This window comes from Williamsia sp. CHRR-6 (genome assembly GCF_018474015.1).
Taxonomy (GTDB): domain Bacteria; phylum Actinomycetota; class Actinomycetes; order Mycobacteriales; family Mycobacteriaceae; genus Williamsia_A.
Genome location: NZ_JAHCSG010000003.1, coordinates 445,183 through 470,047, shown reverse-complemented (window position 1 = coordinate 470,047; position 24,865 = coordinate 445,183). Strand labels below are relative to the sequence as shown.

The following is a 24,865-nucleotide window of genomic DNA, read 5'->3' as shown; positions in this document are numbered from 1 at the left end:
ATGGTCAGGACTTGACCAGGCGGGTGATGGCATCCATCGCCTCTTGGATCTTGACGTGTCCTGCGGCGTCACCCTCCTGGGCGGCGTGCAGGACGCAGTGGTTCATGTGCTCGGACAACAGGCCCAGGCCGACGGCCTGTAGGGCCTTGGTCATCGCGGTCACCTGCGTCAGGATGTCGATGCAGTAGGCCTCCTCGTCCACCATCCGCTGCAGCCCACGGGCCTGACCCTCGATGCGCCGTAGCCGCTTGAGGTAGTCGTCTTTGTTCTGGATGTAGCCGTGATGTGTGATCTGGTCGGTGTCGCTCACCCGCATCTCCTCGCCTGTCGCCCGATACCCCCTATAGGTATACCAGCCCGAGGTCCAGTACGGTACCCCCCTAGGGTATCGAATGAGCTGCCGATCGCCCTGTCACCACCGACGCTGGTCGGATACGGGTCAGAGATGGCGACCGGAGCGGCGCAGCGCGGCGGCGAGCTGGGCCAGCGCAGCCGACAGCGAATCCAGCGCCTGGCTGACGGTGGGACCGTCGTCGGCGACCGGGGTGCTCGCCGTCGCCGGATGAGATGCAGCGGCGGTGGCCCCGGGCCGGGTGGCGTCGATCGGCTCGGTGACGCGTTCGATCAGGCGGGTGCTGGTGTCGTCGACATCGGGTGCGCGTCGGCGCCCGGGGCGAGGCGTGGTGGGCGGCCGCGGGGGAAGCGATCCGGAGAGGTCGGCGTGCCGCGAGCGCGCGGCGGGATGGGTGGCCTCGATCCCTGGCGAGATGTCGGAGCCGTGTGCGATGTCGGGGGTGTCGGAGGTCGATGGCGCAGGCACCGGCGCGACCTCGGCGAGGTGCGGGTTCTCCAGACGGCCGACGGTCAATACATTCGAGGCGCTCGACCCGTTGCGTCGGCTGGTGTCGCTGTCGGCTCTACGCGGCTCGCCCGAAACCGAGTGCGCGTGACCATTCGTCGGTGCGTACCAGTGCGCGCCTGCGTGCCCTTCGAACAACATGCATCGCGCGCCCACGCCGCCCGAACACGGATTGCGATCGATCAGCGACTGGGCGTGCGGGTCGACATCGTTCCACTGCAACCAGAGTCGTCGATCGAAACGGGGGACTCGTTCGGCGTCGGAGGCGTGGTCACCGCCGTGGCCGAGGCTGAGCCGACAGCTCAGAACCCAGGCGTCATCGCTGGTGTGACCGAGTTGCGCGCGTTCGGCCGCGCTGCAGATGACCGTCGACCAACAACCGTCCTGCATCCACATCACCCCCTCCGGCCCACCGCACACAGTAGTGGCCCGACCGGTGGCTGGTCACCGAACAGGCGACCGAGAGTGGGATTGAGGGGGTCAGCGGGCGCGGGCTGCGCCGTTGAACGAGTCGGCGTCGGCGCGCGCCCAATCACGCACCCAGTTCGGTGGCGGATCGGCCAACAGTTCCCCGTCGTCGAGCCACTCATGGATCTCGGCGTAGGAGCGTTGGGTGACCGAGTCGGTGCGTTTGCGCAACATCGCCGGATGTAGCTGCGACGGGTCGGACACTCCCATGGCGGCCATCAGCGCCACGGCCTGGGCGACGGTGGCCTCGTGATAGCGATGTACCCGGGCGGCTTTGTCGGGGACGTCGAGGGCGCGGGCGCGCCGGGGATCCTGGGTGGCCACACCCACCGGGCACTGGTTGGTGTGACAGCGCTGCGACTGGATGCAGCCGATCGCCATCATCATGGCGCGTGCGGAGTTGGTGAAGTCGGCGCCCTGGATGAGGCGTTTGACGATGTCGCTGCCCGAGGCCACCTTGCCGCTGGCCCCCACCTTCACCCGATCACGCAAACCCGTTCCCACCAGTGCGTTGTGCACGGTCAGCAACCCGTCGGTCAGCGGTAGCCCCATGTGGTCCTCGAACTCCAGAGGTGCTGCGGCAGTGCCGCCTTCGGCCCCGTCGACGATGATGAAGTCTGGGCCGTCGTCCTCGGCCACCATCGCCTTGCAGATGCTCAACACCTGGCTGCGGTCACCGACGCAGAGTTTGATGCCGACTGGTTTGCCGCCGGCCAGCTCTCGCAGGTGCGCCACGAAGCGCACCAGTTCCCGCGGAGTGGTGAACGCGGAATGGAAGGCGGGGCTGATGCAGTCCACGCCCTGCGGGACACCCCGATATGCGGCGATCTCCGCGGTCACCTTCACCGCAGGCAACACCCCGCCGATCCCGGGCTTGGCGCCCTGGCTCAACTTGATCGAGATGCACTTGACGTGAGGGTCGGATGCCTTGCGCGCGAACATCTCCGGATCGAAACGGCCGTCGGGGGTGCGGGCTCCGAAGTAGCCCGAACCCAGTTCCCAGATCAGGTCGGCGCCGGCTTCCAGGTGATACGGGGTGAGCCCACCCTCGCCGGTGTCGTGGGCGAAACCCCCTGCCGAGGCGCCGCGGTTGAGTGCGGTGAGCGCGGTCCCAGACAGCGCTCCAAAGCTCATCGAGGACACGTTGAGCAGCGACATCGAGTACGGCGCAGTGCATTTCGGGCCACCGATACGAACCCTGGGCGGTTGGGCGGGCACGGGCACCGGCATCGCCGAGTGCACCAGGTATTCGTAGCCCGCCGCATCGAGGTCACGTTCGGTGCCGAACGACTGCTCGGCGTGAATCCCCTTGGCGCGCTCGTAGATCAGCGTGCGTACGTCACGGTCGAAGGGCCGGCCGTCGTAGTTGCGCTCGATGAAGTACTGCTGCAGCTCGGGACGGATGGTCTCCATCAGGAAGCGCAGATGTCCGATCAGCGGGTAGTTGCGCAGGATGGAGTGGCGGCGCTGGGTGAGGTCGGCCAGCGCGATGACCAACCCGAGCAGGAAGAACCCGGCGACCACCCACCATCCCCACCAGATGAAGATGGCCAACAGGCCGAAACCGACGGCCCCACCGAGGGTGCCCAGAAGGACAGCAGCAATCACCATGGCGACCAACCTACGTGCCGAAAACTGCCCCGCGGCAACCGTTGGAGGGAACATTCCCCCCGACGCGTGCTCACGAGGCAGTTTTCAGCAGAGGCGCGGAATGAGACTCGGCAGCCGGGTCTCAGAAACCGAGGTCCTTGCCGATGATGTCCTTCATGATCTCGGTGGTGCCGCCGTAGATGGTCTCGATGCGGACATCCTTGTACATCCGCGAGATGGGGTACTCGGCCATGTAGCCGTAGCCGCCGTGCAGCTGCAAGCAGGTGTCGATGGTCCGCTTGGCCAGTTCGGTGCAGTACCACTTGGCTTTTGACGCATCGACAGCGGTGAGTTCCTTGTCGACGGCGGCCACGATGCTGCGGTCGATGTAGGCCTGCGCCACGTCCAACTCGGTGGCCATCTCCGCGATCTTGTGCTTGTTGGCCTGGAACGAGCCGATGGACTGACCGAAGGCCTTGCGGTCCTTGGCGTAGGCCAGCGTCTCCTCCAGCGCGATCTTGGCCGTCGCGATGGCACCGACGCCGATGGCCAGACGCTCAGACGGCAGGTTGTGCATCAGGTGGTAGAAACCCTTGCCCACCTCGCCGATCACGTTGTTCACCGGCACACGCACGTCGGTGAAGTTCAGCTCGGCGGTGTCCTGAGCGTGCTGGCCCAGCTTCTTGAGGTTGCGGCCCCGCTCGAATCCGGCCATGCCGCGCTCGACGGCCAGCAGTGTGAAGCCCTTGTGTCCGGCGGTGGGGTCGGTGCGGGTGACCACGATGACCAGGTCGGAGTTGATACCTGAGGAGATGAAGGTCTTGGCGCCGTTGAGCACCCAGTGGTCGCCGTCGAGGACCGCCGAGGTCTTGATACCGGCCAGGTCGCTGCCGCAGCCGGGTTCGGTCATGGCGATGGCGCCGATGATCTCACCCGTGGCAAAGCCGGGCACCCAACGCTTCTTCTGCTCTTCGGTGCACAGGTTGGTCAGGTAGGGACCCACCACGTCGTTTTGCAGCGACATGCCCGGCCCACGCGACCCGACGCGCGCGAACTCCTCGATGACCACGGCATTGAACCGGAAGTCGTCGATGCCGGCGCCGCCGTACTCCTCGGGCTGGCTGAAGCCCAGCAGCCCGGCCTCACCGGCCTTCTTGAACACCTCGCGGTCGACGATGCCGTCCAGTTCCCACTGGTCGGCGTGCGGCGCCACCTCGCGTTCGATGAAGGTGCGGGCGGTTTCGCGCAGCTGCTCGTGTTCGGGTTCGAAGATCAGTCGTTTCATCGCAGGTACACCCTCATCGGTTGCTGGTGGGAACCCGGCGCACGCTGCGCCGAGCGATCGCTCGTTCCCTCGAGGTTACGCGCGCACGAAGAAACATGACAAGGGGTTCAGTTTCATTGGTGGGTGACCTAGGACTGGCTCGACGACACCAGACCGATGACATGTTGGCCGCCGAAGGTGCCCGTGCACGACGCCAACAGCGCTCCAGGCACTCGCACGAGGTCGGCGATCTCCTCGGGGCAGGGGCCGGTACGCGTGGTGACCGCGCCGGAGCTCGTGTCCACATCCAGCAGCACGCTGCCGGTCCTGCTTTCACCGGCCAGAGTGAACCCGCGGCGGTTGCGCGCGACGGCTCGTGAGTCGACCCCGAAGACAGCCGCCGGCACCACCAATCGTCGTGGTGGACCTCCGCGTAGCGACACGGTGAACAGCGCCGATCCCGACTCGTACAGCACCTGTCCGTCGCGCCCTACCCCGATCACGGTGATCCACTGGTCGCGCCGCGGTGCGACCAACGTAGTCTCGCCGCCGTTGGCGACCGTGTAGACGATGCTGTCGGCGCGATCGGGAAGCCTCGCCCCAGGACGCACCCACACCAGGCCATCTGGTGCTAAAGCGACGTCGCCAGCGACGAAACGTTTCGACATCGGTGCCCCGGTCGAGCTGCTGTAGAACGCATCGGTGGACGATGTGCACGACGTCGAGATCCACAGGAATCCGGAACCGATCGCGCTGTCCACTCTGTCGCACTCGGCGGGGATGCTGGTCGCCTGCGACCATCGCCGTTTACCAGTGCCTACATCCAGGGCTAGTAGCTCGCTGGTGGCGGCGCGACGGCGTAGAACGTAGACGGTTCCGCCGTCGAACGGACCCACCCCGACGAGAACCGCCGGGTCGATGAGGTGCCACAGCTGTCGGCCGGTGGCGCCATCGACACCCGTGACGGTGCCACGATCGCGAACCACCACCACCTTCCCATCGTCGGTGCTGTCGAACCGAGGGGAGCCGTAGCCGTACCGGCTGGTGGACACAGCGCGACGCCACCGCTGCGTCCCGGTTGCCCCGTCGTAGGCGATGAGGCCGCCGTTACCCGAGGTGACGAACCCGGGCCCCGCGTAGGCCAGACCGAAGATGGCGCTGTCGAGTCGGTAGGCCACGCGTCCCACGTCGAGCGGGTCGGGGATGTCACGAGCTGCAGCGGACCTGGCACCCGCAGCGGTATGGACCTCGCCGGTGCCCGTGGTCGGCGAAAGTACGTGGACACCAACAATGCTGAGCACGACCGCCAGGGTTGTCGCTGTCAGCAGAGATGCCCGAGTCGGAAACTGCTCCGCCTGCGCCTCGTTGCTCATCCCAGATCCGATGATGCGGGTCACCACCAGTAGCGCAGTGCTGATCACCGCCATCAGCAGCGCCGCCCGCAGGAAACCAGCCCCGGTCGCAGCCGTGGTCATGGCCGTGTCGCGCGCGATGCGGTTGAGCGCAGGCGCGAGGTTGAGCAACACGAGCACGGTGCACAGCGCAACCATCATCAACGCGTGTCCTGCCGTCCAGGTCCGGCGCCCGGCCCAGATGGCCGCGAGCAGCAACACCGCGGTGAGCACCGAGATCCCCGCCACCCAGCTTGCGACAGTGGTGAACCGGCCTGGATCCACCGGTGGCAGAGGGTCGTTGATCGCCTCCAGCCGCACCCGCCCGTAGACCGCCGAGGCGATCGCGCCGACCGCCATGCCCGCACAGGCGGCGTACGACCACCGGATCTGTGTCACCCTGGCCGATGTCATACGCACCCCTCGTGCCCAGGCGGGGTGCTGGGCCCGCCGGTGTACAAACTTGCGAGAAGTCTAGCGGCGGCACCCCGCCACCGTGACGGTGTGGGCCAGGTGTGACCGATCGTCGGTGCGCTGATGGCAACCCATCGACTCGGTGCGGGCGGTGGCCGCAGCCACCACGGCGCCGGCGACTGCGGCCAGCGATGCGCCTTCGTGGTCGATATCGTTGTGGGCCAGGCGTTTCGGAGCGGTGACCAGCAGTTCGGTGAGGATGTTCAGGCCCTCGGCGTCGCGGGAGACACCTGCGTGGGCCGACATCGCATCCTGCAGTGTGGTCCGGTCGAGGACGGGCCGGACCGCTGGTTCATCGGCGCCGGGGTCGATGATCGCGATGGTGCCCACCCGGTCGGCGGCGCGTGCCGCCACCCGACGCCCCACCACCAGCGCCTCCAGCAAACTGTTGGACGCCAATCGATTTGCACCGTGCAGGCCGGTCCGTGCCACCTCGCCTGCGGCAAACAGTCCGTCGATGTCAGTGGATCCGTGGGTGTCGGTGGCCACGCCACCACACAGATAGTGCGCCCCGGGTACCACCGGGATCAGCTCGGCCACCGGGTCCACCCCGATGGCGCGTACGCCTGCAGTGACGGTGGGGAAGCGTTCGGCGAAGTCGGCCACGCCGCGGGCGTCGAGATACACGCACGGATCCCCCGAGACGGCCATCGAGGAATGGATGGCCTGGGCCACCACATCGCGAGGTGCCAAGTCGCCCAACGGATGACGCCCCGCCATGATCGAGTCGCCGCGTGCATCGACCAGGGTGGCGCCCTCGCCGCGGACGGCTTCGCTGACCAGGGTGCGGCGTCCCCGCGCACCGGGGGTGTAGAGCATGGTGGGGTGGAACTGGATGAACTCCATATCGCGCACCGATGCGCCGACCTGCAGCGCCAATGCGATGCCGTCGCCGGTGCTGCCCACCGGGTTGGTGGTGGCGGCATAGACCTGCCCGATGCCACCGGTGGCCAGCACCACCGTGGGGGCCAGGAATCGCATTGGGCCATCGCCACTTTCGGCGGTCACTCCGATCACGGTGCCGTCTCGTCGGATGAGTTCGGTCGCCAGACAAGCGATCACCGTGATGCCGGGCATGGCGCCCGCGTGGGTCCACAAGGCGCGCTGCACTTCGGCGCCGGTGGCGTCACCACCGGCGTGGATGATGCGCCGCGCACTGTGCCCGCCCTCGCGGGTGCGGCGTAAGCGGCCGGTGGCGTCGGTGTCGAACCGGGCACCCCAAGCGATCAACGCGTTCACCGCATCGGGTCCGGCGGCGATGATCGAGCGCGCGACGGCCTCGTCGGTATGACCGGCGCCGGCGGCCACGGTGTCGGCGACGTGGGCCTCGATGGAGTCGAGTGGGTCGCGGGGGTCGACCACGGCGATGCCGCCCTGGGCGTAAGCGGTGGCGGTGTCCGGACCGGCGTGGGTACCGGGCCCCTTGGCCAACACCGTCACCGACAGTCCCAGCTCCGCAGCGGTGATGGCGGCGGTCAGGCCGGCCACACCGGCGCCGACGACGATCAGGTCGGATGGGGTACGAGCTGTCGACACCATGGCGATGTCTCCCTCAGTTGGGCGGAGCCGGGATCGACGAAGGTTTTCGACCGACGATCGAAAACTACCATGCGGTGGACACGGCCCGCCAGGATCCGCGCGTGCCGACGGTGTTCGCACGGTGTGACGGTGTTCGCATGGTGTGGCGCTGTTCGCACGCTGCATGCGCCGTGCGAACCGGCCCTGACCGTGCGAACCGACCCTGACCGTGCGAACCGACCGCAACCCGTGCGAACCGGCTGCCGACGGTGTTCGCGCGGTGTGACGCCGTTCGCATGGTGTGGCGCTGTTCGCACGCTGCATGCGCCGTGCGAACCGGCCCTGACCGTGCGAACCGACCCCAACCGTGCGAACCGACCCCAACCGTGCGAACCGGCCCTGACCGTGCGAACCGGCCCTGACCGTGCGAACCGGCCCCGAGCGTGATCTCGCCCGGCGACCCCGAGCGTTGTCTGGGGATCGAACAGATCGGTTGGGCGCCGACCGTAGGGTGAGCACAGCTGACATCCGATCACCCGACCCTGAGGAGCGCACAGTGGCCATCGCATCTGTGAACCCGGCGACCGGCCAGACGCTGGCCACCTTCACCGCCCACACGGCCGAACAGATCGAGGCGGCCCTCGCCACGGCCGCGGCCACCGCCGACACCTACCGGCACACCAGTTTTGCCGATCGGTCGGCCGGATTGCGGGCCGCCGCCGACCTTCTCGACGCCGACATCGACACCCTCGCCGCCACCATGACCGCAGAGATGGGCAAGACGCTGGCCGCGGCGCGAGCCGAGGTGTCCAAGTGCGCCAAGGGGCTTCGCTTCTACGCCCAACACGCTAAGGCGATGCTGGCCGACGAGGCCGCCGACGCCGCCGCCGTCGGTGCGTCGCGGGCATTTCACCGCTTCGCCCCGCTGGGAGTGGTGTTGGCGGTGATGCCGTGGAATTTCCCACTGTGGCAGGTCATCAGGTTCGCGGCACCCGCCCTCATGGCGGGTAATGTCGGCCTGCTCAAACACGCCTCCAACGTGCCCCAGACGGCGCTTTACCTCGGTGACCTGTTCGCCCGCGCGGGCCTGCCCGCTGGGGCATTCCAGACGCTGCTCATCGGATCCGACGCGGTCGATGCGGTCATCTCCGACCCACGCGTGGCCGCGGCGACACTCACCGGCAGCGAAGGCGCCGGCCGCAGCGTGGGCGTCAGTGCCGGAAAAGCACTCAAGAAGGTGGTCCTCGAACTCGGTGGCTCCGACCCGTTCGTGGTGTTGCCCTCGGCCGACCTGGCTGCCGCAGCGCGCGTCGCGACCGTGGCGCGGTGTCAGAACAACGGCCAATCCTGCATCGCGGCAAAACGTTTCATCGTGCACACCGATGTGTACGACGCGTTCACCGAGTTGTTCACCGCGGCAATGGCGGCCCAGAAGGTGGGTGACCCCACCGACCCCGACACCGTCGTCGGACCGCTGGCCACCGAGCAGGGTCGCACCGACGTCATCGAGTTGGTCGACGACGCCACGGCCAAGGGCGCCACCGTCCTCACCGGCGGAACCGTCCCCGACGGCCCCGGCTGGTTCTACCCGCCGACCGTGATCGCCGACATCACCCCGGCCATGCGCATCTATGCCGAGGAGACGTTCGGGCCGGTGGCCTCCCTGTACCGGGCCACCGACCTCGACGACGCCCTGCGCATCGCCAACGACTCCGTTTTCGGACTCGGGTCCAACGTGTGGACCACCGACGCCGGCGAGATCGAACGGTGCATCGACGAGTTGCAGGCCGGGCAGGTCTTCGTCAACGGCATGACCACCTCGTACCCCGAGATCGCGTTCGGCGGGATCAAGACCAGCGGGCACGGCCGTGAGCTGGCGAATTACGGCATGCTGGAGTTCTGTAACATCAAGACCGTGTGGGTCGCCTGAGGGGGGTCCTGCCCGGTGCGCAAAGCAGTTGTGCGCCAACGAGATCACTGCAATTCTCGCCGTTCGGCGAGACACTTTTCGACAGGAGCACTCCATGAGCACGTCCTCCACCCGTCGCCGGTCGGCGCTGGTCGCTGCGATCATCTCGCTGGCGAGCGTCATCGGACTCGTCGTCGGCGCCGGCGGCGCGGCCGCCGCCCCGTTGGCCCCGGTGGCCAAGCTGGACCTCACCCGGTACGTGGGCGTCTGGAACCAGGTGGCTGCCATCCCGGCGCCGTTCAACATCGACTGCCTGCGCAACACCCAGGCCCGTTACACCAAGCTCAGCGACATCGACATCAAGGTGGAGAACTCCTGCACCCCGCTGGTCGGGCCGCGACGCACCATCGTCGGCAACGCCCGCCTCAACGACAAGAAGACCAACGCTGCGTTGCACGTCAGCTTCCCGTCGGTACCGTTCATGAACTCCAAGGACGGCCCCAGCAACTACATCGTCAGCTACATCGCGCCGGACTACTCGTGGGCGCTGGTCGGTAGCTCCGAGCGCCTGTCGGGCTTCGTGCTCAAGCGCGACAAGCAGGTCAACGCCTCGCAGTGGAAGCAGATCAAACAGGTCGTCTCCTCGCGCGGCTACAACACCTGCTTCTTCCTCACCACTCCGATCGACGGCGCGTACCCCAACACGCAGCCGTTGTGCACCGTGCGCTGAATTTTGTGAGCTGACATACCCCGTAGGCCCATTCCGGTCTGCGGGGTTTGTCGTATCCGGCACCATGACAACCATGGTTGTGACATCGGACGGTAATCGGTGTGGTGCCGCAGAGGTGCAGCGCAACCGAGGGGGTCGTCCACGTGATGCGACCGTGGACGCTCGCGTGCTACCAGTGGTGCGCGAGATGTTGATCGACGGGGGGTGGGACGACGTGAGTATCCGTGAGGTGGCGCAGCGCTCGGGGGTGGCGCGGGCGACGATCAACCGCCGCTGGCGGTCCAAAGCCGGACTGGTGGTGCACGCGCTCAGCGGGGATCCCGAGGCGATGGGGCCCCCGATGGCGCGTCCGGCCGTACGGCTGGCCCTGGCGGGGCTGCTGAGCGCGGCCGCACGTGACCCGGACCTGCGATCGGAGCTCCGTGAGCTGTTGTTCGGGCCGATCGGTCCCGACCCCGACGGTGCCGCGCGCGCGGCCATTGCCGCTGCCGCTGTGTTGGTGACCGATCTGCTCGCCGTGGACGACGACCCTCGACTGGCCGCCATCCGCGCTCGCATCGACGCCCACCTCGCCACCGCGATGCCCACATGACGCCTGTGGAGCCCGACGAGGGCCGCGCGGGTCGACGTGCGGCGCCGATCGGCGAAGTGGTGAACGCGTTCAACGCGAAGGTCTCCGAATGGTGGAACACCCCCGGTGACTACGAGTGGTTGATCCGCGAGGTCCGGGTACAGCGCTTCCACCGCACTCTGCTGAGCACGGCCTCGCTTGCCTACGGCACCTCCGGGGTGCTCACGGCCTGGTGGTTCAGTCAGGGCCACGGTCGCCCCGGTGCCGCCCCGGTGGCCCTGATCATCGGGCTCTCGTCGATCCTCATCGCCATCGCCTGGTTGCGGGGACCATTTCCCTCGCAGCGCATGTCGCTGGCGATCATCGCCTACGCCGACATCACCACCGTGCTGGTGGTGGCGATGTACAAGACCTACTTCGACGCGCTGCCTGGGCTGGCGCTGTTGGCGGCCAACGGCATCTATCTCGTCATCCACCACCGGCCCTGGGTGATGGTGGTGCACTTCGTCTTCTCGGTGATCGCCATGTCGTTCTTCGTCACCATGGCCGCCATCCAGGGGCCGGCCCCGGTGGGTCTGGTCGTCAACAGGATGTTCGCGCTGAGCCCGGTGGTGCTGGGTATCCCGCTGATGTTGATGCCGTTGGTGATCGCGTTACGCCGCGACGCCCTGCGCGCGTTCCGCGACCCACTGACCGGGATGAACAACCGGCGTGGATTGTTCGCCGATGTCGAGCAGCTGCCCGACGGCGACAGGGAGGTGACGGCCCTGGTGATCGACATCGACAAGTTCAAGTCGATCAACGACCGGTTCGGACATGCGGTGGGTGACGCGGTGCTGATGGCCGTGGCCGAGATCATCGACCACGTAGTGCCCGACGGCGCGATCACCGCCCGCACCGGGGGTGAGGAGTTCGCGGTCGTGATACCTGCGGGCGTCCGCGCCGACAACGCCGGCCCGGGCGAACGGTTCTGCTGCGACACGCTGGCCGCCCGCCTCCGACGGTCCATCGCCTGGGTGGACGACCGGGTGACGGTGACCATCAGCATCGGGCTGTCCGCCGCGACCACGATCGAGTCTGCACGTGACCTCGACGACCTGTTGGTGGCGGCCGACCTGGCGATGTACCGGGCCAAGACGTTGGGCGGTAACCAGGTCAGTCGGTGACGATCACCCGGGACCACTCACCCGGTGACCGACACCCTGGCCCGCCCGCTCAGCGCCGTTCGGCGAGGACAACTGCGAATCGGTCGTCGGCGTCAGACCAGATGCGTTGCACGTCGAAGCCGGCCGCGGTCAGCTCCTCGGTGATGCCACTACGACGGAACTTCGCGGAGATCTCGGTCAACATCTCCTCGGCCGCCTCGAACGACACCGTCAAATCCAGGTCGTTGACAGCCACGGTCATCGCATGCCGCGCCCGCAGCCGCATCTCGATCCACTCGTTCTCGGCGTCCCACACCGCGACATGGTCGAAACCGCTCGGGTCGAAGTCGGCACCGAACCGGTGGTTGAGTACCGAGAGCACGTTGCGGTTGAACGCTGCGGTCACCCCGGCGGCATCGTCGTAGGCGGGGACCAACACCGCCGGGTCGATGACCAGACCCACCCCGATCAGCAGGTGTTCGCCGGGACGCAATGCCGCAGCGATGCCGGCCAGGAACGGTGCGCGTTGCGCTGGGATCAGATTGCCCAGGGTGCCGCCGAGGAACGCCACGGTCCGCTGCGGGCGTTGGGGGATCGACGCTGTCGTGTCGGTGAAGTCGCTGACGATGCCCGCCACCTCGAGCCCCGGATACTCGACCCCGAGCTCGTCGACCGCCTGCTGCAGCGCGGTCACCGAGACATCCTGGGGCACATAGGTGTGCAGGGTTCCCGCGCGCAGTCCCGCCTCAAGGAGCAGGCGGGTCTTCTCCGACGAGCCCGAGCCCAGCTCGATCAGCGTCGCCATCGATGTGGCCGCGGCGATCTCGTCGGCGTTCGCGGCGAGGATCGCCTTCTCGGTGCGGGTCGGGTAGTACTCGGGCAACCGGGTGATCTGCTCGAACAGGTCGCTACCGTGCGCGTCGTAGAAGTACTTGGGCGGCATCGACTTCGGTGACGCGCTCAGCCCGGTCCGGACATCGGCGATCATCGCCGCGTCCAAAACGTCGGGGCTGATGTGGATCTCCAGTGCTGCAGCGGACACGCTGCCTCCCTTGGGGTCGGTTGGGGATGTGGCTCACAGGGGTGTCACCGCAACGGTGTCGGCGGTGGCGACCACCAGTGAACGATCAGGTACTGCCGTCCAGGTCGGATCGTCGTCGAGGGGTTCTGATGCCAGCACGGTGCTGGTGCCGTCGTGGCGGGTGGACAGTGAGTGGTGCACTGTGGTGGCCCACAGGGTGTGTCCGTCGCCGAGCATCAGGTTCAGCCGCGACTGCGGGGCGCGGTGGTCCAGCTCGGCGACGAGGGCACGTAGTACAGCAGCGGGATCGGCTGTGGCGCAACCGGTGTCGTCGATTCCCAAGCGGTGGCGCACGATGGTCCACAGGGCGGCGGAGTCGGTGGGTGCGGGCAGTGTCAGCAACTGCGCCGCAGGTACCTGCGCGGCCACCTCAGCCAGGCTGTGTGGCCATCCGGTCACCACGCCGTTGTGGCTGAAGGCCCAGCGACCCTCGACGAACGGTGCGCAGGCCTGCGCCGAGACCACCATCCCCACCGTGGCTGAGCGCACCGCGGCCAGCACGGCCGACGACCGCACCTCACCCAGCACCCCGGTCACCGCAGGATCGGACCAGATGGGCATCGCGCAGCGGTGATCACGTGCCGGTGCGGCGTCCTGCGGCCACCATGCGGCACCGTATCCGTCGGCGTTGACCACCGCCGCGCACCGCATGTCCCGCGGCGCCCACGACTGCGTCATCAGCGAATGCGTTCCCCGCGTGAGCATCTCACCGACCGAGACGGTCGGTCCCAGGTATCCCAGATGGCGACACATCGATTCAGGCGACGTCCCGCGCCAGTCGTACCCCGGAGAAGATCTGGCGGCGGATCGGGTGATCCCAGTTGCGGAACGTGGCCCGTACCGCCACCGGGTCGCTGCCGAACGATCCGCCGCGCAGCATGCGGTAGTCGCCACCGAAGAAGACCTCGGAGTACTCCGGATACGGAAACATCGTGAAGTCGGGGTAGGCGTGGAAGCCCGACGACGTCCACTCCCACACGTCACCGAACATCTGCTGCACCCCCGACGGTGATGCACCGTCGGGGTAGGCGCCGATGTCGGCCGGTTCGAGGTGTCGCTGACCCAGATTCGCCTGTGTCGCAGTGGGTTCGTCCTCGCCCCAGGGGTAGCGGGTGCTGCTGGTGGTACCGGTGGCCGGGTCGAAGCGGGCGGCCTTCTCCCATTCGGCTTCGGTGGGCAACCGCTTGCCTGCCCACCGTGCGAAGGCCTGCGCCTCGTGAAAGCTGATGTGCACCACGGGTTGCTGCGCGCGCAGCGCGACGGTGCGGCCGAACATCCGCCGCCACCAGGTGCCGTCGGAGTCCCGCTCCCAGAACTGCGGTGCGGTGAGGTCGGCGGCAACCCGGTGCGCCCACCCTTCCTCGGTCCACAACTCACGCCGCCGGTAGCCGTCGTCGGTGACGAACTCCAGGTAGCGGGCATTGGTCACCGGGAACATCTCGATGGCGAAGGCAGGTACCGAGACCGGATGCGCGGGACGCTCGTTGTCCAGGGCCCACGGGTCGGTGGTGGTGCCCATCGTGAACTCGCCTGCGCCGATGACGATCTCGGCGCAGGCATCGACCGGTCCGGCCGCGCTCGGGGCGGGCGGGGCGGTCAGCAACGGTCCACCGGCGCGCAGCTGGTGGGTGGCCAGCATCGTCTCGTCGTGCTGCTGCTCGTGCTGGGCGATCATCGCGAACACGAAACCGCGGTCGGTCAGCGGATCACCGCTGAGGTCTGCGCCCTCGAGCACCTCCAGCGCGCGGGCACGGACCTGCGCGGTGTAGGCGCGAGCCTGGTCGGGGTCCAACAACGGCAGTCCCGACCGCGACGAGCGGGTGTGCCGGAACGCGTCGTATAGCTCGTCGAGGTCGGCGCGTAGGGGTTCGCGCCTACCCACCTCCCGGATCAGCCACAGCTCCTCCTGGTTGCCGATGTGCGCCAGATCCCAGACCAGCGGGCTCATCAGCGGTGAATGTTGGTGACGCAGTTCGGTGTCGGCGATGTCGGTGAGTGCCGTGGTCCGGGCACGAGCGCGGGTCAGCACCGCGTCGAGGTGTGCGCGCATCGTCATCTGCGGGTCGGTGACCGTCATCAGGCATCCTTTCCGGCGGGGTCGGTGATGGTGGCTTCGTCGGCGGGGGTGTGGCCACGCGCGCACCGGGCGGCCGCGACTCCCAATTCGTTTCGCGCGGTGGGTGAGTCGGTGGCATCGGCGGCCAGGGTCAGCAGGTGACTGGCCGCCACCCGCAGCTGGGGGTCGCGCAGGCCCGCCACGCTGGCGGTGTGCCAGGCGTCGACGGTGTCGGCGACGATGTCCATCGCCGCAGCACCCACCTCGTCGGTCGACAGCAGGGCGGCCACCGCCGATATCGGCACGCCCCACATCCCCGGCGGCTGCCCGTCGAGGTAGCGCACCTCCAGATATCCCTTGGGTCGCACCATCGGGAACACCGTGGACACGTGGTAGTCGAGGTCGGCGGCGGTGGGTCGGCGGCCCACGCGCTCGTCGAGGTGGCCGTCGATCCAGTCGGTGACGGTGGTGCCTGCAGGTGGTGACCACAGCGACCCGTCGGCGCACCGCACGCACAGCAGCGGCACGTCCAGCACCCACTCGGTGTAGTCGTCGACGGTCTGCCCGTGCGGGGGCACCCGACTGCGGTCGGTGCCCAACCAGGTCCGCATCCGCTGCGATGCCCACGATTCGTCGTCGACGCCGTGTAGTCGTGGTGAGTTGGCGAATGCCGCGATCAGCGCCGGGCCGATGGCGTGTAGCAGACCGAACCGCCACATGGCATGTGCCACAGTCGCACCCGCGTCCACGGCCACCTGTACCGCCGCGGTGTTGCACATCATCAACCGGCCCAGTACGCCGCCACGCGAGTAGCTGGCCTCCATGGCCGCGTACCGCTCGTTGCTCAGCAGGCGGTGCGGCGGCCGGAATCCGTCGGCGGCACCGGCGATCATCACGATCCCGTGCGCCGCGAGCAGCCCACGTAGCTGGTGTTCGTCCGCGGCCAGTGCCGCGCGCAGCGTGGCCGCATCGGCGAATGGGCGACTGGAGAGTTCGATCTGACCACCCGGCTCTACGGTGACGATGCTCCCGGAGCTCAGCGGTAGCGCCGGAGAATCCGGCGCGATGGTGGTAGGGGCGTGCGAGCCGAGCGCAGTGGCGAGCAGCTCGAGGTCGGGACGCCTGGTGGTGGCCGACAGGTGCGAGCAGATGACAGGGTCGGCGCCCGAGGGTGCCCGCACGTCGGCGGTGAACCACTCCAACTCGGCACCGATCAGCTGCGGTGGGCCGAGCTTGAAACACACCCGCGTGAGGTATGCCGCAGCCGCCGGGCGTGAGCTGAGCTCGCCGGTGCTGGTCGTCATGAGGCCACTCGTCGTTGGTGCACTGCTGCTGACTCTACGGAGTATCACCGTCGATGCCAGCTCTTCTCGCTTGCGGCGCACAGGGCCCCCATCCACGGGCCACGAGACGACGACCGGCAACTGTGCGATGGTCCGATGTGTGACCGCAGGTGAGATCCCTGCCGCCGCCCCAGGCTCACGGATTTCCGGGTGAAGATGGCACTGGGTGTGGCGCTGGTTTGCTTTCTGGGCACAGGCGCTGCTGTCCACGACGTCAGCATCGAGCATCACTCTCACACTCGGGGTGACACCCGTCGTGATGCCCGCGCTGTCGGGACTGATGAGCAAGGCGCGGGCTGCCCGCCCGCTGCGCTGACCACGTCTCGACACGTCACCTAGCCAGGCTTCATCGGCAACGTCAGCACGAACCGAGCCCCCGGGGTGTGGTCGACGCAGCGCAGGTCACCACCGTGCGCGCGGACCAGGGCGCGGGCGATCGACAGACCCAGGCCCGCTCCCGGGGTGGACCGCGACGCCTCGAGCCGCACCAAGCGGTCGAAGATCCGCTCGCGGTCGGCGACCGGCACCCCCGGCCCGGCATCGGTCACCGTCACCTGCGCCACGCTGTCGATGGCAGTCACCGCGACCTCGATCGGCTGGTCGGGTGGGCAGACGCGGGCGGCGTTGTCGATCAGGTTCGACAGCACCTGCCCGATGCGCCCGGCGTCGAGGTCGACCGGTAGACGGGTGGGGGCACGCAACTCGATCTGCGTGTGCGGGTGGCGCAGGCGGCCCCGTTCCACTGCGTCGCCGACGACCGCGACCAGGTCGGCCGACTCGATCGACAGGCCGGGATCGGCGTCGATGCGGGCCATGTCCAACAGCTCCTCCACCAGCCGTCCGGCCGTGCGAGCCTCGGCGAGCATCAACTCCGTCCAGCGTCCGATGCGTTCAGGGTGGCTGCGACCGTCACGCCCCAACTGTTCGGCCACCGCCGACAGCCCGGCGATGGGGGTGCGTAGTTCGTGGGCAGCGTCGGCCAGAAACCGTTTGGTCTCCGACTCGGCCCGCTCCAACGCGTCGAGCATCTCGTCCATCGACTGAGCCGCCCGCCCCAGTTCGGTGCCGGGGTCGGTGGGGTGCACGCGCCGACCGCGGTCACCGGCGGTGATGTCGCGTGCCACCGCCACCATCGAGTCCAGCGGTCGCAGCGCCCGCCGCACGGCCAGCGCCAGGGCGAATGCGGCGACGACGACCGTCACCACACCTGCACCTCCCATCAACAAGCGCAGCGCGCGCCGCACCTCGGAGATGGCGGAGGTGTCACCCACCAGCGTCAGCACCGAGCCGTCGGGCAGTCGCCGGGTGAGGATCAGCGAGTCGGTGGGCGCGCGCGCGGCCATGCGCCCATGGCTGCCGGGGGTCATGTCGCCTGGCCCGTGATCGCCGGGGCCGACCGGTGGCCCGGTGCGATCGGGTGGACCCATCACATCGGGTTTCGCGCGCCCGTCGGGTGCCGACGGCGGGTCGGGCTGGTCTTCCAGGGTGGGCACCGACCCGTAGGTCGTCCCCTCGGCGGTGCGTACCCGCACCGCGATCCCGTTGCCCTGCAATGCCGAGACCAGTTGCTGCGGTGTGTATCCCGCGTCGGTCAGGGTGCGGGAACGATCTGCGCGATCGGACAACCTCGAGGACAGGTCACTGCGCAGCTGATGGCCCAACGCGATGTCGACCGATACGCCCACCACCACCAGGAGCACCACGAACGAGACCACCACGGTCACCAGTACGCGCCGACGCAGCGATGGGGTGGGTGTTGCGTCAGCGGCCCGGTGGGCAGGCCCAAAGCGCAGCCGCAGCGTCGTGTTCACACGTCGACCCGCAGGCTGTAGCCCAGCCCACGCACGGTGTGGATCATCCGCGGGCCGTGTGCTTCCATCTTGCGACGCAACGCACTGACATGCACCTCCACCAGGTTCACGTCATAGGCGTCGTACCCCCAGACCGCCTGCAGGATCTGCGGTTTGGTGACGGTCCGACCCCGCTGGGCCACCAGGAACTGCGCCAGGCGCAGCTCGGTGGCGGTCACGTCCAACTGCACCCCACCCCGGGTGACGGTGCCTGCATCGGAGTCGACCAGCAGGTCGCCGACGGCCACCGCCGACCCGGTTCCGTGGCGGCGCCGCAACACCGCCTGCCCGCGGGCGATCAACTCGTCGAGAGCAAACGGTTTCACCACGTAGTCATCGGCGCCAGCACGCAATCCGCGTAGCCGATCGTCGATGGCATCGCGTGCGGTCATCATGATGATCCCGGCGTCGCAGCGTGCACGGATCACCTCGATCAATTCGAAGCCGTCGCGGCCGCCGGGCAGCATCACGTCCAAGATCACCAGATCAGGTCGACGGCCAACCACCATGCTCTCCAACTCGGTGCCCGCGGCCGCCCCGTAGGAGATGAACCCGGCGTCGGCGAAGGCGGCCACCACCGGCTCCCGGATGGCATCGGAGTCTTCTACCACCAGCACTCGGGGCGCGGTGGAGAAGTCGGTGGGACGCGCAGCTGTGCTCACATCTACAGATTGTCGTCATCGACCTGAAGCCGCGCTGAAGCTTGACCGTCAGCGCACCGATTTCAGGGCCAGTTCAGGTTCGCCCCGCACCGTCGTGTGCAGGTCCCCGAGTCAGATCAGGGCACCTGGCACACCCCATCGGGCAGGTGTGGGTGTGCAGACCACCAGTGAGATGAGCAGGAGCGAGATGAGCGAGAACACCACACCGTCGGGATCCGATGCCCCCGATGAGCGACCCACCGCACCGATCGGCGACGGTCGGCCGGTGCCCGACCCGGTCGACGAACCCAACCCGTACGCCCAGACCGCACCCCCCCAGACCGCACCCCCCCAGTCCGCACCCGCGCCCACCTCACGGCGCGCCCGGCTCGCACAGGCGGCGCGGTCACGGCCGTGGGTGCCGCTGGCCGGGGTAGGTGTGGGGGCAGCTGTGATCGCCGCCGCCATCACGTCGGCGCTGTTCCTGGCCAACCCGGTAGACGAGGACAGGGCGGGCAACGACCGCGTGGACAACGCGGCGATGTCGCGGCAGATGGACGGGCGCGGTGGACCGGGGATCGGCGAGGGCGCCGACCCCGACGACCAGCGTGGCGGGCGTGCCGATCGTGACGGGGACCGAGCCGGTATGTGCGGCCCCGGCGGGATGCGGGATCGAACCGGTCCCGGTGGTCGGCCGAATCAGGCTCCGCCGCAACCGGGTCAGGGTCAGCAGGCTCCGCAACAGGGGCAGGGTCAAACACCGCAGGGCACTGCTCCGCAGGCCCCCACCCGAACCGGCTAGTCCACCGGTCGTCGCCCCCGGTGTTGCGCGAGCCTGTGACGGCGGCCCGCCGTCGGGGGTGGCCGCCCGATGGCGGCGGCAACCGTTGATCTCTGATTCGGTATCTGTCAATATAGACGCATGTCGAATTTGAAGAGCGGATGTTGCTCACCGCTGGTGCGTGAACCCTTGTCGTCGGAGTGGGCGACGGACCTGGCGGCGATGTTCAAGGCGTTGGCGGATCCGGTGCGCCTGCGGTTGCTGAGCCTGGTCGCCAGCCACGAGGGCGGTGAAGCCTGTGTCTGTGACATCTCGCCGTCGTTCGACCTGTCACAGCCCACCATCTCTCATCATCTGAAGGTGCTGCGGTCCGCTGGTCTGTTGGACTGCGAGCGCCGCGGCACCTGGGTGTACTACTGGGTCATTCCTGGCGCCCTGCAGCAGCTCTCATCTGTGCTCGAGGCCTCGAGCCTCGGGGCCGGCGACACCGGGCTGGTCACCGCATGAGCGCCACCGACACCACAGAGCCCACTGGCGGGGTGGTGGGCAAACTCTCCACGCTCGACCGGTTCCTGCCGGTGTGGATCGGTGTGGCGATGGCCGCGGGACTGGGGCTGGGCGCAGCCGTGCCCGGGCTCGATGACGCGCTGTCAGCGATCTCGGTAGACGGGGTCTCGCTGCCGATCGCGATCGGGCTGTTGGTGATGATGTACCCGGTGCTGGCCAAGGTCCGCTACGACCGCCTCGACTCGGTCACCGGCGACCGTCGGATGTTGGCCTCATCGCTGGTGTTGAACTGGATTGTCGGGCCCGCGTTGATGTTTGCCCTCGCCTGGCTGCTGCTGCCGGACCTGCCGGAGTATCGGACCGGGTTGATCATCGTCGGTCTCGCCCGCTGCATCGCCATGGTCATCATCTGGAATGACCTGGCCTGCGGTGACACCGAAGCTGCCGCAGTCCTCGTCGCGATCAACTCCGTCTTCCAGGTCGTCATGTTCGCTGTGCTGGGCTGGTTCTACCTCTCGGTGCTGCCGGGCTGGCTGGGTCTGCAGCAGACCACGATCGCCACCTCGCCGTGGCAGATCGCCACGTCGGTGCTGGTGTTCCTGGGAATCCCGCTCGTAGCGGGCTTCCTGTCGCGCCGCCTCGGTGAGCGTGCCCGCGGCCGCGACTGGTACGAGCAGCGTTTCCTGCCACGTATCGGCCCCTGGGCGTTGTACGGACTTCTGTTCACCATCGTCATCCTGTTCGCGTTGCAGGGCAAGGAGATCACCTCCAAGCCGCTCGACGTCGTGCGCATCGCGGTGCCGCTGTTGATCTACTTCGCGGTCATGTGGGGTGGCGGATTCCTTCTGGGCTGGGTGATGGGGTTGAGCTACGAACGCACTACGACACTCGCGTTCACCGCTGCGGGCAACAATTTCGAGCTCGCGATCGCTGTCGCCATCGCCACCTATGGCGCGACCTCGGGACAAGCGCTTGCCGGCGTCGTCGGGCCGCTCATCGAGGTTCCTGTTCTCGTCGGCCTGGTGTACGTATCGCTGGCGCTGCGCAGGAAGTTCACCACCAGACCGGGGTCCCCGCCCACCGCCGTCGCCGTCGCCGAGCAACAGTGATGTCAGACCATCACCCCCAGCCCAGCCCAGCCCAGCCCTGCCCAGCCGCAGTCCGGAGGACTCGGCCACGATGGCGAACACGCCGTCGGTGCTGTTCGTGTGTGTGAAGAACGGCGGCAAATCGCAGATGGCCGCCGGACTCATGCGAGCCGCCGCCGGGACACCGACGAACCATCCCGGCGTGGCATCGAAGGAACCGATCGCATGCGACTGATCCGCGACGACATCAGCCGCCGCGTCGACGACCTCGTCATCCGACTGCGCAGCCAGCAGACCACCGCGCACCATTGATCAGCAAGGACACCACGCCATGTCGCGAATGCAACTCGCACTCAACGTCGATGATCTCGACACCGCCATCGCCTTCTACACCACCCTGTTCGACACCATCCCGGCGAAGGTGAAACCCGGCTACGCCAACTTCGCTGTCGCCGACCCACCACTGAAACTCGTCCTCATCGAGAACCCGGGCAAGGGCGGCACCATCAACCACCTCGGCGTCGAGGTCGCCGACAGCGACGTCGTGCACCGCGAGATCGCCCGACTCGGCGACGCCGGACTGTTCACCGACGAAGAGATCAACACCACCTGCTGCTTTGCCACCCAGGACAAGGTGTGGGTGACCGGCCCTGCCGAGGAGAGGTGGGAGATCTACACCGTGCTGGCTGATTCGGACACCTGTGGCTCCAACTCGCCGGCACTGACCCCCCGGCCCGACGACACCACCGCAACCACGCACTCCACGCAGCCCCGGCCGACAGCCTGCTGCTGACCCCCATCGAGTCGCCCAACCTTCAGATGGCGGTCACGTCCCGGCCACCCCCACCCCATAGCGTCAGCCGTGGGGTGGGGACCCGGATCGGAAGGCGTGATCATCAAAGCCCGCAACAGTTGTCGACCACTGAACTTCAGACGTAGTTGTGCAGCAACGCTTCTCGCCGCCGTAGCGGTGGTCACGGTCGAGGTGATCAGTACACCGATCGCCTCGGCGACACCGCCGGCCATCCCGTCGGCGGCCACCGCTCGCAGCGAACTCGACCAACTCACCATCGCACCCGAGGGGTCGATGACGGGATACTCGCGTGCCGAGTTCCCGCACTGGATCACGCAGTTCGGTGCATGTGACACCCGCGAGACCGTGCTCAAACGAGACGGCACCGGTGTCAGCGTGGGCACTGACTGCTATCCCACCGCCGGGAGCTGGCGCTCGCCGTATGACGGGGTGACTCTGGCCGCCGCAGCCGACGTCGATGTCGATCACATCGTGCCCCTGGCTGAGGCCTGGCGTTCGGGAGCGGCCGAGTGGACCACCGCCCGCCGGCAGTCTTTCGCCAACGACCTCACCCACGCCCAGCTGATCGCGGTGTCGGCCAGCTCCAACCGCTCCAAAGGCGACCAGGATCCGTCGACATGGCTGCCACCGGTGTCGTCGTATCGCTGCACCTACGCGCGGATGTGGGTTGGTTCGAAGTTCGCGTGGGATCTGACCCTGCAGCAGTCGGAGTACGACCGGCTCTCGTCCATCCTGGATGGATGTTGATCGTGATGGGAGATGCACAGTGATCGCAGATGCTCCGGAGCCGGAGTTGAGCACCGTCGTCACCGCCGGTGCGGGCGGTGTGATGACCGACGAGGTGGGGGTGATCACCGGGTCGGTCGAGCTGGCCAGCCGCCGCGACGCCGACGGTGTGGGTCGGGTCCGGGTGCGCTACGAGGGCGCTGCAGAGTGGTACACCGTCAGTGATGTGGCCCGTCCGCTGGCGTCGGATGGCGACCTGGCAGCGTTCCATGACGCTGTCGTGACCCGCCTGCGCGGGTGAGCGCCGACCGGTGTGGGTCGAGCAGATGACAATCGGGCCACAGGTGCGTCGCGTGTCCGTTCTAGGTTCTCGTCGGCCCCTGCAGCTTGGTACGGTTCGGCCGTGAAACCACGTTTGCTGGTCTGTATCCCGGTTTTCGGTCAACATGATTTTACCCGAGACGTCATCGCTGACCTGGACAAACAGGACAATCGCGACTTCGATGTGGTGGTCATCGACAACCGAGGTGACTACTCGACGACGTCCACCGAGCGGGTGGTGCGGCCTGGGAAGAACCTCGGCTGGGCCGGGGGATCGAACTTCGGCTTCCGCTTGGGCTTCTCCGAGGGCTACCCGCTGGTGATGAGTCTGAACAACGACACCCGTCTCTCACCCGGGTTCATCGACGGGTTGCTGGACCCGCGCCTGCCCGACGACGCAGGCATCGTGGTGCCGATGTATGACGATGTGACCCAGGTTCAGAAGGGCGACTATCTGGGCCCGGCTGCGGACTATCAGCCGGTGCCGAAGGTGCGTCGAGTCGAGCTCTACGACGGCACCGGATTCATCCTCACCTACGAGGCCTGGCTGGCTGTCGGTGAGCTGGAGACACGACTGTTCGGCACCTACTCGTGGGGTGCGGACCGGGACCTGGGCCATCGGGTGATGGAGGCCGGCTTCTCGATCTACGTCTCCGAGCTGTCCTACATGAACCACCTGGGCCGCAAGACCGTCGAGGCCGAGATCGGGCTCAAGCGGTACCTGCTGTCCGCCGCTGGTGGTGTCCTGAACGGTATGCGCAAGACCGGCGGCCTCAAGGCCTGGCGCGAGCGCACCATGGTCCCGGTCGTCACCATCGATCTGCCACCCAAGTCCTCGCTCGCCGATCCGTCGGTGAAACCCACCCTGACGGCCGACGAACTCGATCAGTTGGCCAACGGAACACGGACTGCCGCCGACCGGGCGCGGTGACCTCGGGCGAGGATGCGCACCTGCTGACCGTGGCCGCGCTACGTGCGGCGGGCTGTGTGTTCGCCGAAGACGAGGCTCGGCTGCTGCACCGACACGCGACCTCCGAGGCCGAGTTGCACGAGGTGGTGGCGCGTCGCGCGGCCGGCGAACCGCTGGAACACATCCTCGGCTGGGTGGACTTCTGCGGTCTGCGCATCGCCGTCGATCCGACCGTGTTCGTCCCGCGCCGCCGCACCGAGTTGCTGGCTCAGGTGGGGGTCGATCTGATTGCGCAGGTCTCGTCGCGGTCCCCGATGATCGTCGAATTGTGTTGTGGCGCCGGCGCAGTGTCGGCGGTCCTGGCGCAGCACCATCCCGATGCGCAGATCTGGCTGGTGGACATCGATTCTCGGGCCGTCGAATGCGCGCAACGCAACGTGTCCGGGGCGACGGGATTGATCGGAGACCTCCTCGACCCGCTGCCGCCACACGTGCGCGGCGCGGTGGATGTGATGTGTGCCAACGCCCCGTACGTGCCCACCGACGAGATCGCGCTGATGCCCACCGAAGCGCGCGATCACGAACCGCACACAGCCCTCGACGGCGGCGTCGACGGCACCGCGATCGCCCGGCGGATCATCTCGCAGGCCGCGGACTGGCTGGCACCCGGCGGCCACCTGGCCATCGAGACGTCGCTGCGTCAGGTGCCGCTGCTCATCGCGGCGATGCACGCCGCCGGTCTGGTGGCCACGGTGCAGACCGATCCCGCCATCGACGCCACCGTCGTCCGCGCCCGCCGTCGGTGAACTCGCCATCACTACCCGCGGT

24 protein-coding genes and 1 pseudogene are annotated in these 24,865 nt (G+C 67.9%); 13 read left to right on the top strand and 12 right to left on the bottom strand.

Translation table 11 applies throughout. The features are described from left to right. Positions 1-4: 4 nt before the first annotated feature. The 6 genes from KIK15_RS11010 to nadB form a co-directional block, all read right to left on the bottom strand. Complete coding sequence (locus KIK15_RS11010; RefSeq protein WP_214244336.1) at positions 5-316, bottom strand: metal-sensitive transcriptional regulator; 312 nt, start codon at positions 314-316, stop codon at positions 5-7. Positions 317-439: 123 nt separating this feature from the next. Further along, positions 440-1,255, bottom strand: a complete 816-nt coding sequence (locus KIK15_RS11005; protein WP_214244334.1) for a hypothetical protein — start codon at positions 1,253-1,255, stop codon at positions 440-442. 84 nt (positions 1,256-1,339) lie between these two features. Continuing rightward, positions 1,340-2,938, bottom strand: a complete 1,599-nt coding sequence (locus KIK15_RS11000; RefSeq protein WP_214244332.1) for an FMN-binding glutamate synthase family protein — start codon at positions 2,936-2,938, stop codon at positions 1,340-1,342. Positions 2,939-3,059: 121 nt separating this feature from the next. Then, the gene (locus KIK15_RS10995; RefSeq protein ID WP_214244330.1) at positions 3,060-4,202 is read right to left on the bottom strand and encodes an acyl-CoA dehydrogenase family protein; all 1,143 of its coding nucleotides are present in this window, start codon (positions 4,200-4,202) and stop codon (positions 3,060-3,062) included. Positions 4,203-4,330: 128 nt separating this feature from the next. Then, entirely contained in the window at positions 4,331-5,986 is a 1,656-nt protein-coding gene (locus tag KIK15_RS10990; RefSeq protein ID WP_214244328.1) for a PQQ-binding-like beta-propeller repeat protein, read from the bottom strand. Between the two features lie 60 nt (positions 5,987-6,046). Further along, entirely contained in the window at positions 6,047-7,585 is a 1,539-nt protein-coding gene (gene nadB / locus KIK15_RS10985; protein ID WP_250324439.1) for an L-aspartate oxidase, read from the bottom strand. A 535-nt stretch (positions 7,586-8,120) separates the two neighbouring features. On the opposite strand from nadB, the gene KIK15_RS10980 reads away from it, so the two are divergent. The 4 genes from KIK15_RS10980 to KIK15_RS10965 all read left to right on the top strand — a co-directional run bounded on the left by KIK15_RS10980 (position 8,121) and on the right by KIK15_RS10965 (position 11,940). Further along, entirely contained in the window at positions 8,121-9,494 is a 1,374-nt protein-coding gene (locus tag KIK15_RS10980; RefSeq protein WP_214244324.1) for an NADP-dependent succinic semialdehyde dehydrogenase, read from the top strand. Between the two features lie 94 nt (positions 9,495-9,588). Beyond that, positions 9,589-10,203: a lipocalin family protein gene (locus KIK15_RS10975; RefSeq protein ID WP_214244323.1), complete on the top strand. Its 615-nt coding sequence runs from the start codon at positions 9,589-9,591 to the stop codon at positions 10,201-10,203. Positions 10,204-10,390: 187 nt separating this feature from the next. Further along, positions 10,391-10,795, top strand: a complete 405-nt coding sequence (locus KIK15_RS10970) for a TetR/AcrR family transcriptional regulator (RefSeq protein WP_214244321.1) — start codon at positions 10,391-10,393, stop codon at positions 10,793-10,795. Further along, positions 10,792-11,940, top strand: coding sequence for a diguanylate cyclase (locus KIK15_RS10965; protein ID WP_214244319.1), 1,149 nt, complete (start codon positions 10,792-10,794; stop codon positions 11,938-11,940). The genes KIK15_RS10970 and KIK15_RS10965 overlap by 4 nt, the downstream gene beginning before the upstream one ends. 49 nt (positions 11,941-11,989) lie before the next feature. Here the strand turns inward: KIK15_RS10965 and egtD are convergent, their stop codons facing one another. From egtD to KIK15_RS10935, 6 genes are all read right to left on the bottom strand, one after another. Continuing rightward, positions 11,990-12,961, bottom strand: a complete 972-nt coding sequence (gene egtD, locus KIK15_RS10960; protein ID WP_374222845.1) for an L-histidine N(alpha)-methyltransferase — start codon at positions 12,959-12,961, stop codon at positions 11,990-11,992. Between the two features lie 33 nt (positions 12,962-12,994). Continuing rightward, entirely contained in the window at positions 12,995-13,753 is a 759-nt protein-coding gene (gene egtC / locus KIK15_RS10955) for an ergothioneine biosynthesis protein EgtC (RefSeq protein ID WP_214244317.1), read from the bottom strand. Positions 13,754-13,757: 4 nt separating this feature from the next. Beyond that, positions 13,758-15,077: an ergothioneine biosynthesis protein EgtB gene (gene egtB, locus KIK15_RS10950; RefSeq protein ID WP_214244315.1), complete on the bottom strand. Its 1,320-nt coding sequence runs from the start codon at positions 15,075-15,077 to the stop codon at positions 13,758-13,760. Continuing rightward, positions 15,077-16,360: an ergothioneine biosynthesis glutamate--cysteine ligase EgtA gene (egtA, locus tag KIK15_RS10945; protein ID WP_214244313.1), complete on the bottom strand. Its 1,284-nt coding sequence runs from the start codon at positions 16,358-16,360 to the stop codon at positions 15,077-15,079. The genes egtB and egtA overlap by 1 nt, the downstream gene beginning before the upstream one ends. A 374-nt stretch (positions 16,361-16,734) precedes the next feature. After that, a complete protein-coding gene (locus tag KIK15_RS18770; RefSeq protein WP_214244311.1) occupies positions 16,735-18,210 on the bottom strand; it encodes a HAMP domain-containing sensor histidine kinase in 1,476 nt (491 codons plus the stop codon). Next, on the bottom strand, positions 18,207-18,911 hold the full coding sequence (locus KIK15_RS10935; RefSeq protein WP_307851835.1) for a response regulator transcription factor: 705 nt from the start codon (positions 18,909-18,911) through the stop codon (positions 18,207-18,209). The genes KIK15_RS18770 and KIK15_RS10935 overlap by 4 nt, the downstream gene beginning before the upstream one ends. 187 nt (positions 18,912-19,098) lie before the next feature. On the opposite strand from KIK15_RS10935, the gene KIK15_RS10930 reads away from it, so the two are divergent. The 9 genes and pseudogenes from KIK15_RS10930 (at position 19,099) to KIK15_RS10890 (ending at position 24,843) form a co-directional block, all read left to right on the top strand. Then, positions 19,099-19,692, top strand: coding sequence for a hypothetical protein (locus KIK15_RS10930; RefSeq protein WP_214244309.1), 594 nt, complete (start codon positions 19,099-19,101; stop codon positions 19,690-19,692). Between the two features lie 120 nt (positions 19,693-19,812). Continuing rightward, positions 19,813-20,178 carry a helix-turn-helix transcriptional regulator gene (locus KIK15_RS10925; protein WP_214244308.1) on the top strand — a complete coding sequence of 122 codons (366 nt, stop codon included), beginning with the start codon at positions 19,813-19,815 and terminating at the stop codon, positions 20,176-20,178. Beyond that, positions 20,175-21,287 carry an ACR3 family arsenite efflux transporter gene (gene arsB, locus KIK15_RS10920; protein ID WP_214244306.1) on the top strand — a complete coding sequence of 371 codons (1,113 nt, stop codon included), beginning with the start codon at positions 20,175-20,177 and terminating at the stop codon, positions 21,285-21,287. The genes KIK15_RS10925 and arsB overlap by 4 nt, the downstream gene beginning before the upstream one ends. Positions 21,288-21,357: 70 nt before the next feature. Then, positions 21,358-21,578 (top strand): annotated as a pseudogene (locus KIK15_RS10915) (hypothetical protein). A gap of 19 nt (positions 21,579-21,597) precedes the next feature. Continuing rightward, positions 21,598-22,059 (top strand): ArsI/CadI family heavy metal resistance metalloenzyme, encoded by a 462-nt coding sequence (locus KIK15_RS10910; protein ID WP_214244304.1) that lies wholly within the window; start codon positions 21,598-21,600, stop codon positions 22,057-22,059. A gap of 192 nt (positions 22,060-22,251) precedes the next feature. Further along, positions 22,252-22,827: an HNH endonuclease family protein gene (locus KIK15_RS10905; RefSeq protein ID WP_307851834.1), complete on the top strand. Its 576-nt coding sequence runs from the start codon at positions 22,252-22,254 to the stop codon at positions 22,825-22,827. Positions 22,828-22,846: 19 nt separating this feature from the next. Then, complete coding sequence (locus KIK15_RS10900) at positions 22,847-23,107, top strand: hypothetical protein (protein ID WP_214244302.1); 261 nt, start codon at positions 22,847-22,849, stop codon at positions 23,105-23,107. Between the two features lie 102 nt (positions 23,108-23,209). After that, on the top strand, positions 23,210-24,058 hold the full coding sequence (locus KIK15_RS10895; RefSeq protein WP_214244300.1) for a glycosyltransferase: 849 nt from the start codon (positions 23,210-23,212) through the stop codon (positions 24,056-24,058). Then, complete coding sequence (locus KIK15_RS10890; protein ID WP_214244298.1) at positions 24,055-24,843, top strand: putative protein N(5)-glutamine methyltransferase; 789 nt, start codon at positions 24,055-24,057, stop codon at positions 24,841-24,843. Before KIK15_RS10895 ends, KIK15_RS10890 begins: the two co-directional genes overlap by 4 nt. Positions 24,844-24,865: the final 22 nt, after the last annotated feature.

Excerpts from the sequence above, each read along its gene's own strand:
- KIK15_RS11010 (WP_214244336.1), bottom strand. The coding sequence starts at position 316 with ATGCGGGTGAGCGACACCGACCAGATCACACATCACGGCTACATCCAG.
- KIK15_RS11005 (WP_214244334.1), bottom strand. The coding sequence starts at position 1,255 with ATGTGGATGCAGGACGGTTGTTGGTCGACGGTCATCTGCAGCGCGGCC.
- KIK15_RS11000 (WP_214244332.1), bottom strand. The coding sequence starts at position 2,938 with ATGGTGATTGCTGCTGTCCTTCTGGGCACCCTCGGTGGGGCCGTCGGT.
- KIK15_RS10995 (WP_214244330.1), bottom strand. The coding sequence starts at position 4,202 with ATGAAACGACTGATCTTCGAACCCGAACACGAGCAGCTGCGCGAAACC.
- KIK15_RS10990 (WP_214244328.1), bottom strand. The coding sequence starts at position 5,986 with ATGACATCGGCCAGGGTGACACAGATCCGGTGGTCGTACGCCGCCTGT.
- nadB (WP_250324439.1), bottom strand. The coding sequence starts at position 7,585 with ATGGTGTCGACAGCTCGTACCCCATCCGACCTGATCGTCGTCGGCGCC.
- KIK15_RS10975 (WP_214244323.1), top strand. The coding sequence starts at position 9,589 with ATGAGCACGTCCTCCACCCGTCGCCGGTCGGCGCTGGTCGCTGCGATC.
- KIK15_RS10970 (WP_214244321.1), top strand. The coding sequence starts at position 10,391 with ATGTTGATCGACGGGGGGTGGGACGACGTGAGTATCCGTGAGGTGGCG.
- KIK15_RS10965 (WP_214244319.1), top strand. The coding sequence starts at position 10,792 with ATGACGCCTGTGGAGCCCGACGAGGGCCGCGCGGGTCGACGTGCGGCG.
- egtC (WP_214244317.1), bottom strand. The coding sequence starts at position 13,753 with ATGTGTCGCCATCTGGGATACCTGGGACCGACCGTCTCGGTCGGTGAG.
- egtB (WP_214244315.1), bottom strand. The coding sequence starts at position 15,077 with ATGACGGTCACCGACCCGCAGATGACGATGCGCGCACACCTCGACGCG.
- egtA (WP_214244313.1), bottom strand. The coding sequence starts at position 16,360 with ATGACGACCAGCACCGGCGAGCTCAGCTCACGCCCGGCGGCTGCGGCA.
- KIK15_RS10930 (WP_214244309.1), top strand. The coding sequence starts at position 19,099 with ATGAGCGAGAACACCACACCGTCGGGATCCGATGCCCCCGATGAGCGA.
- KIK15_RS10925 (WP_214244308.1), top strand. The coding sequence starts at position 19,813 with ATGTCGAATTTGAAGAGCGGATGTTGCTCACCGCTGGTGCGTGAACCC.
- arsB (WP_214244306.1), top strand. The coding sequence starts at position 20,175 with ATGAGCGCCACCGACACCACAGAGCCCACTGGCGGGGTGGTGGGCAAA.
- KIK15_RS10910 (WP_214244304.1), top strand. The coding sequence starts at position 21,598 with ATGTCGCGAATGCAACTCGCACTCAACGTCGATGATCTCGACACCGCC.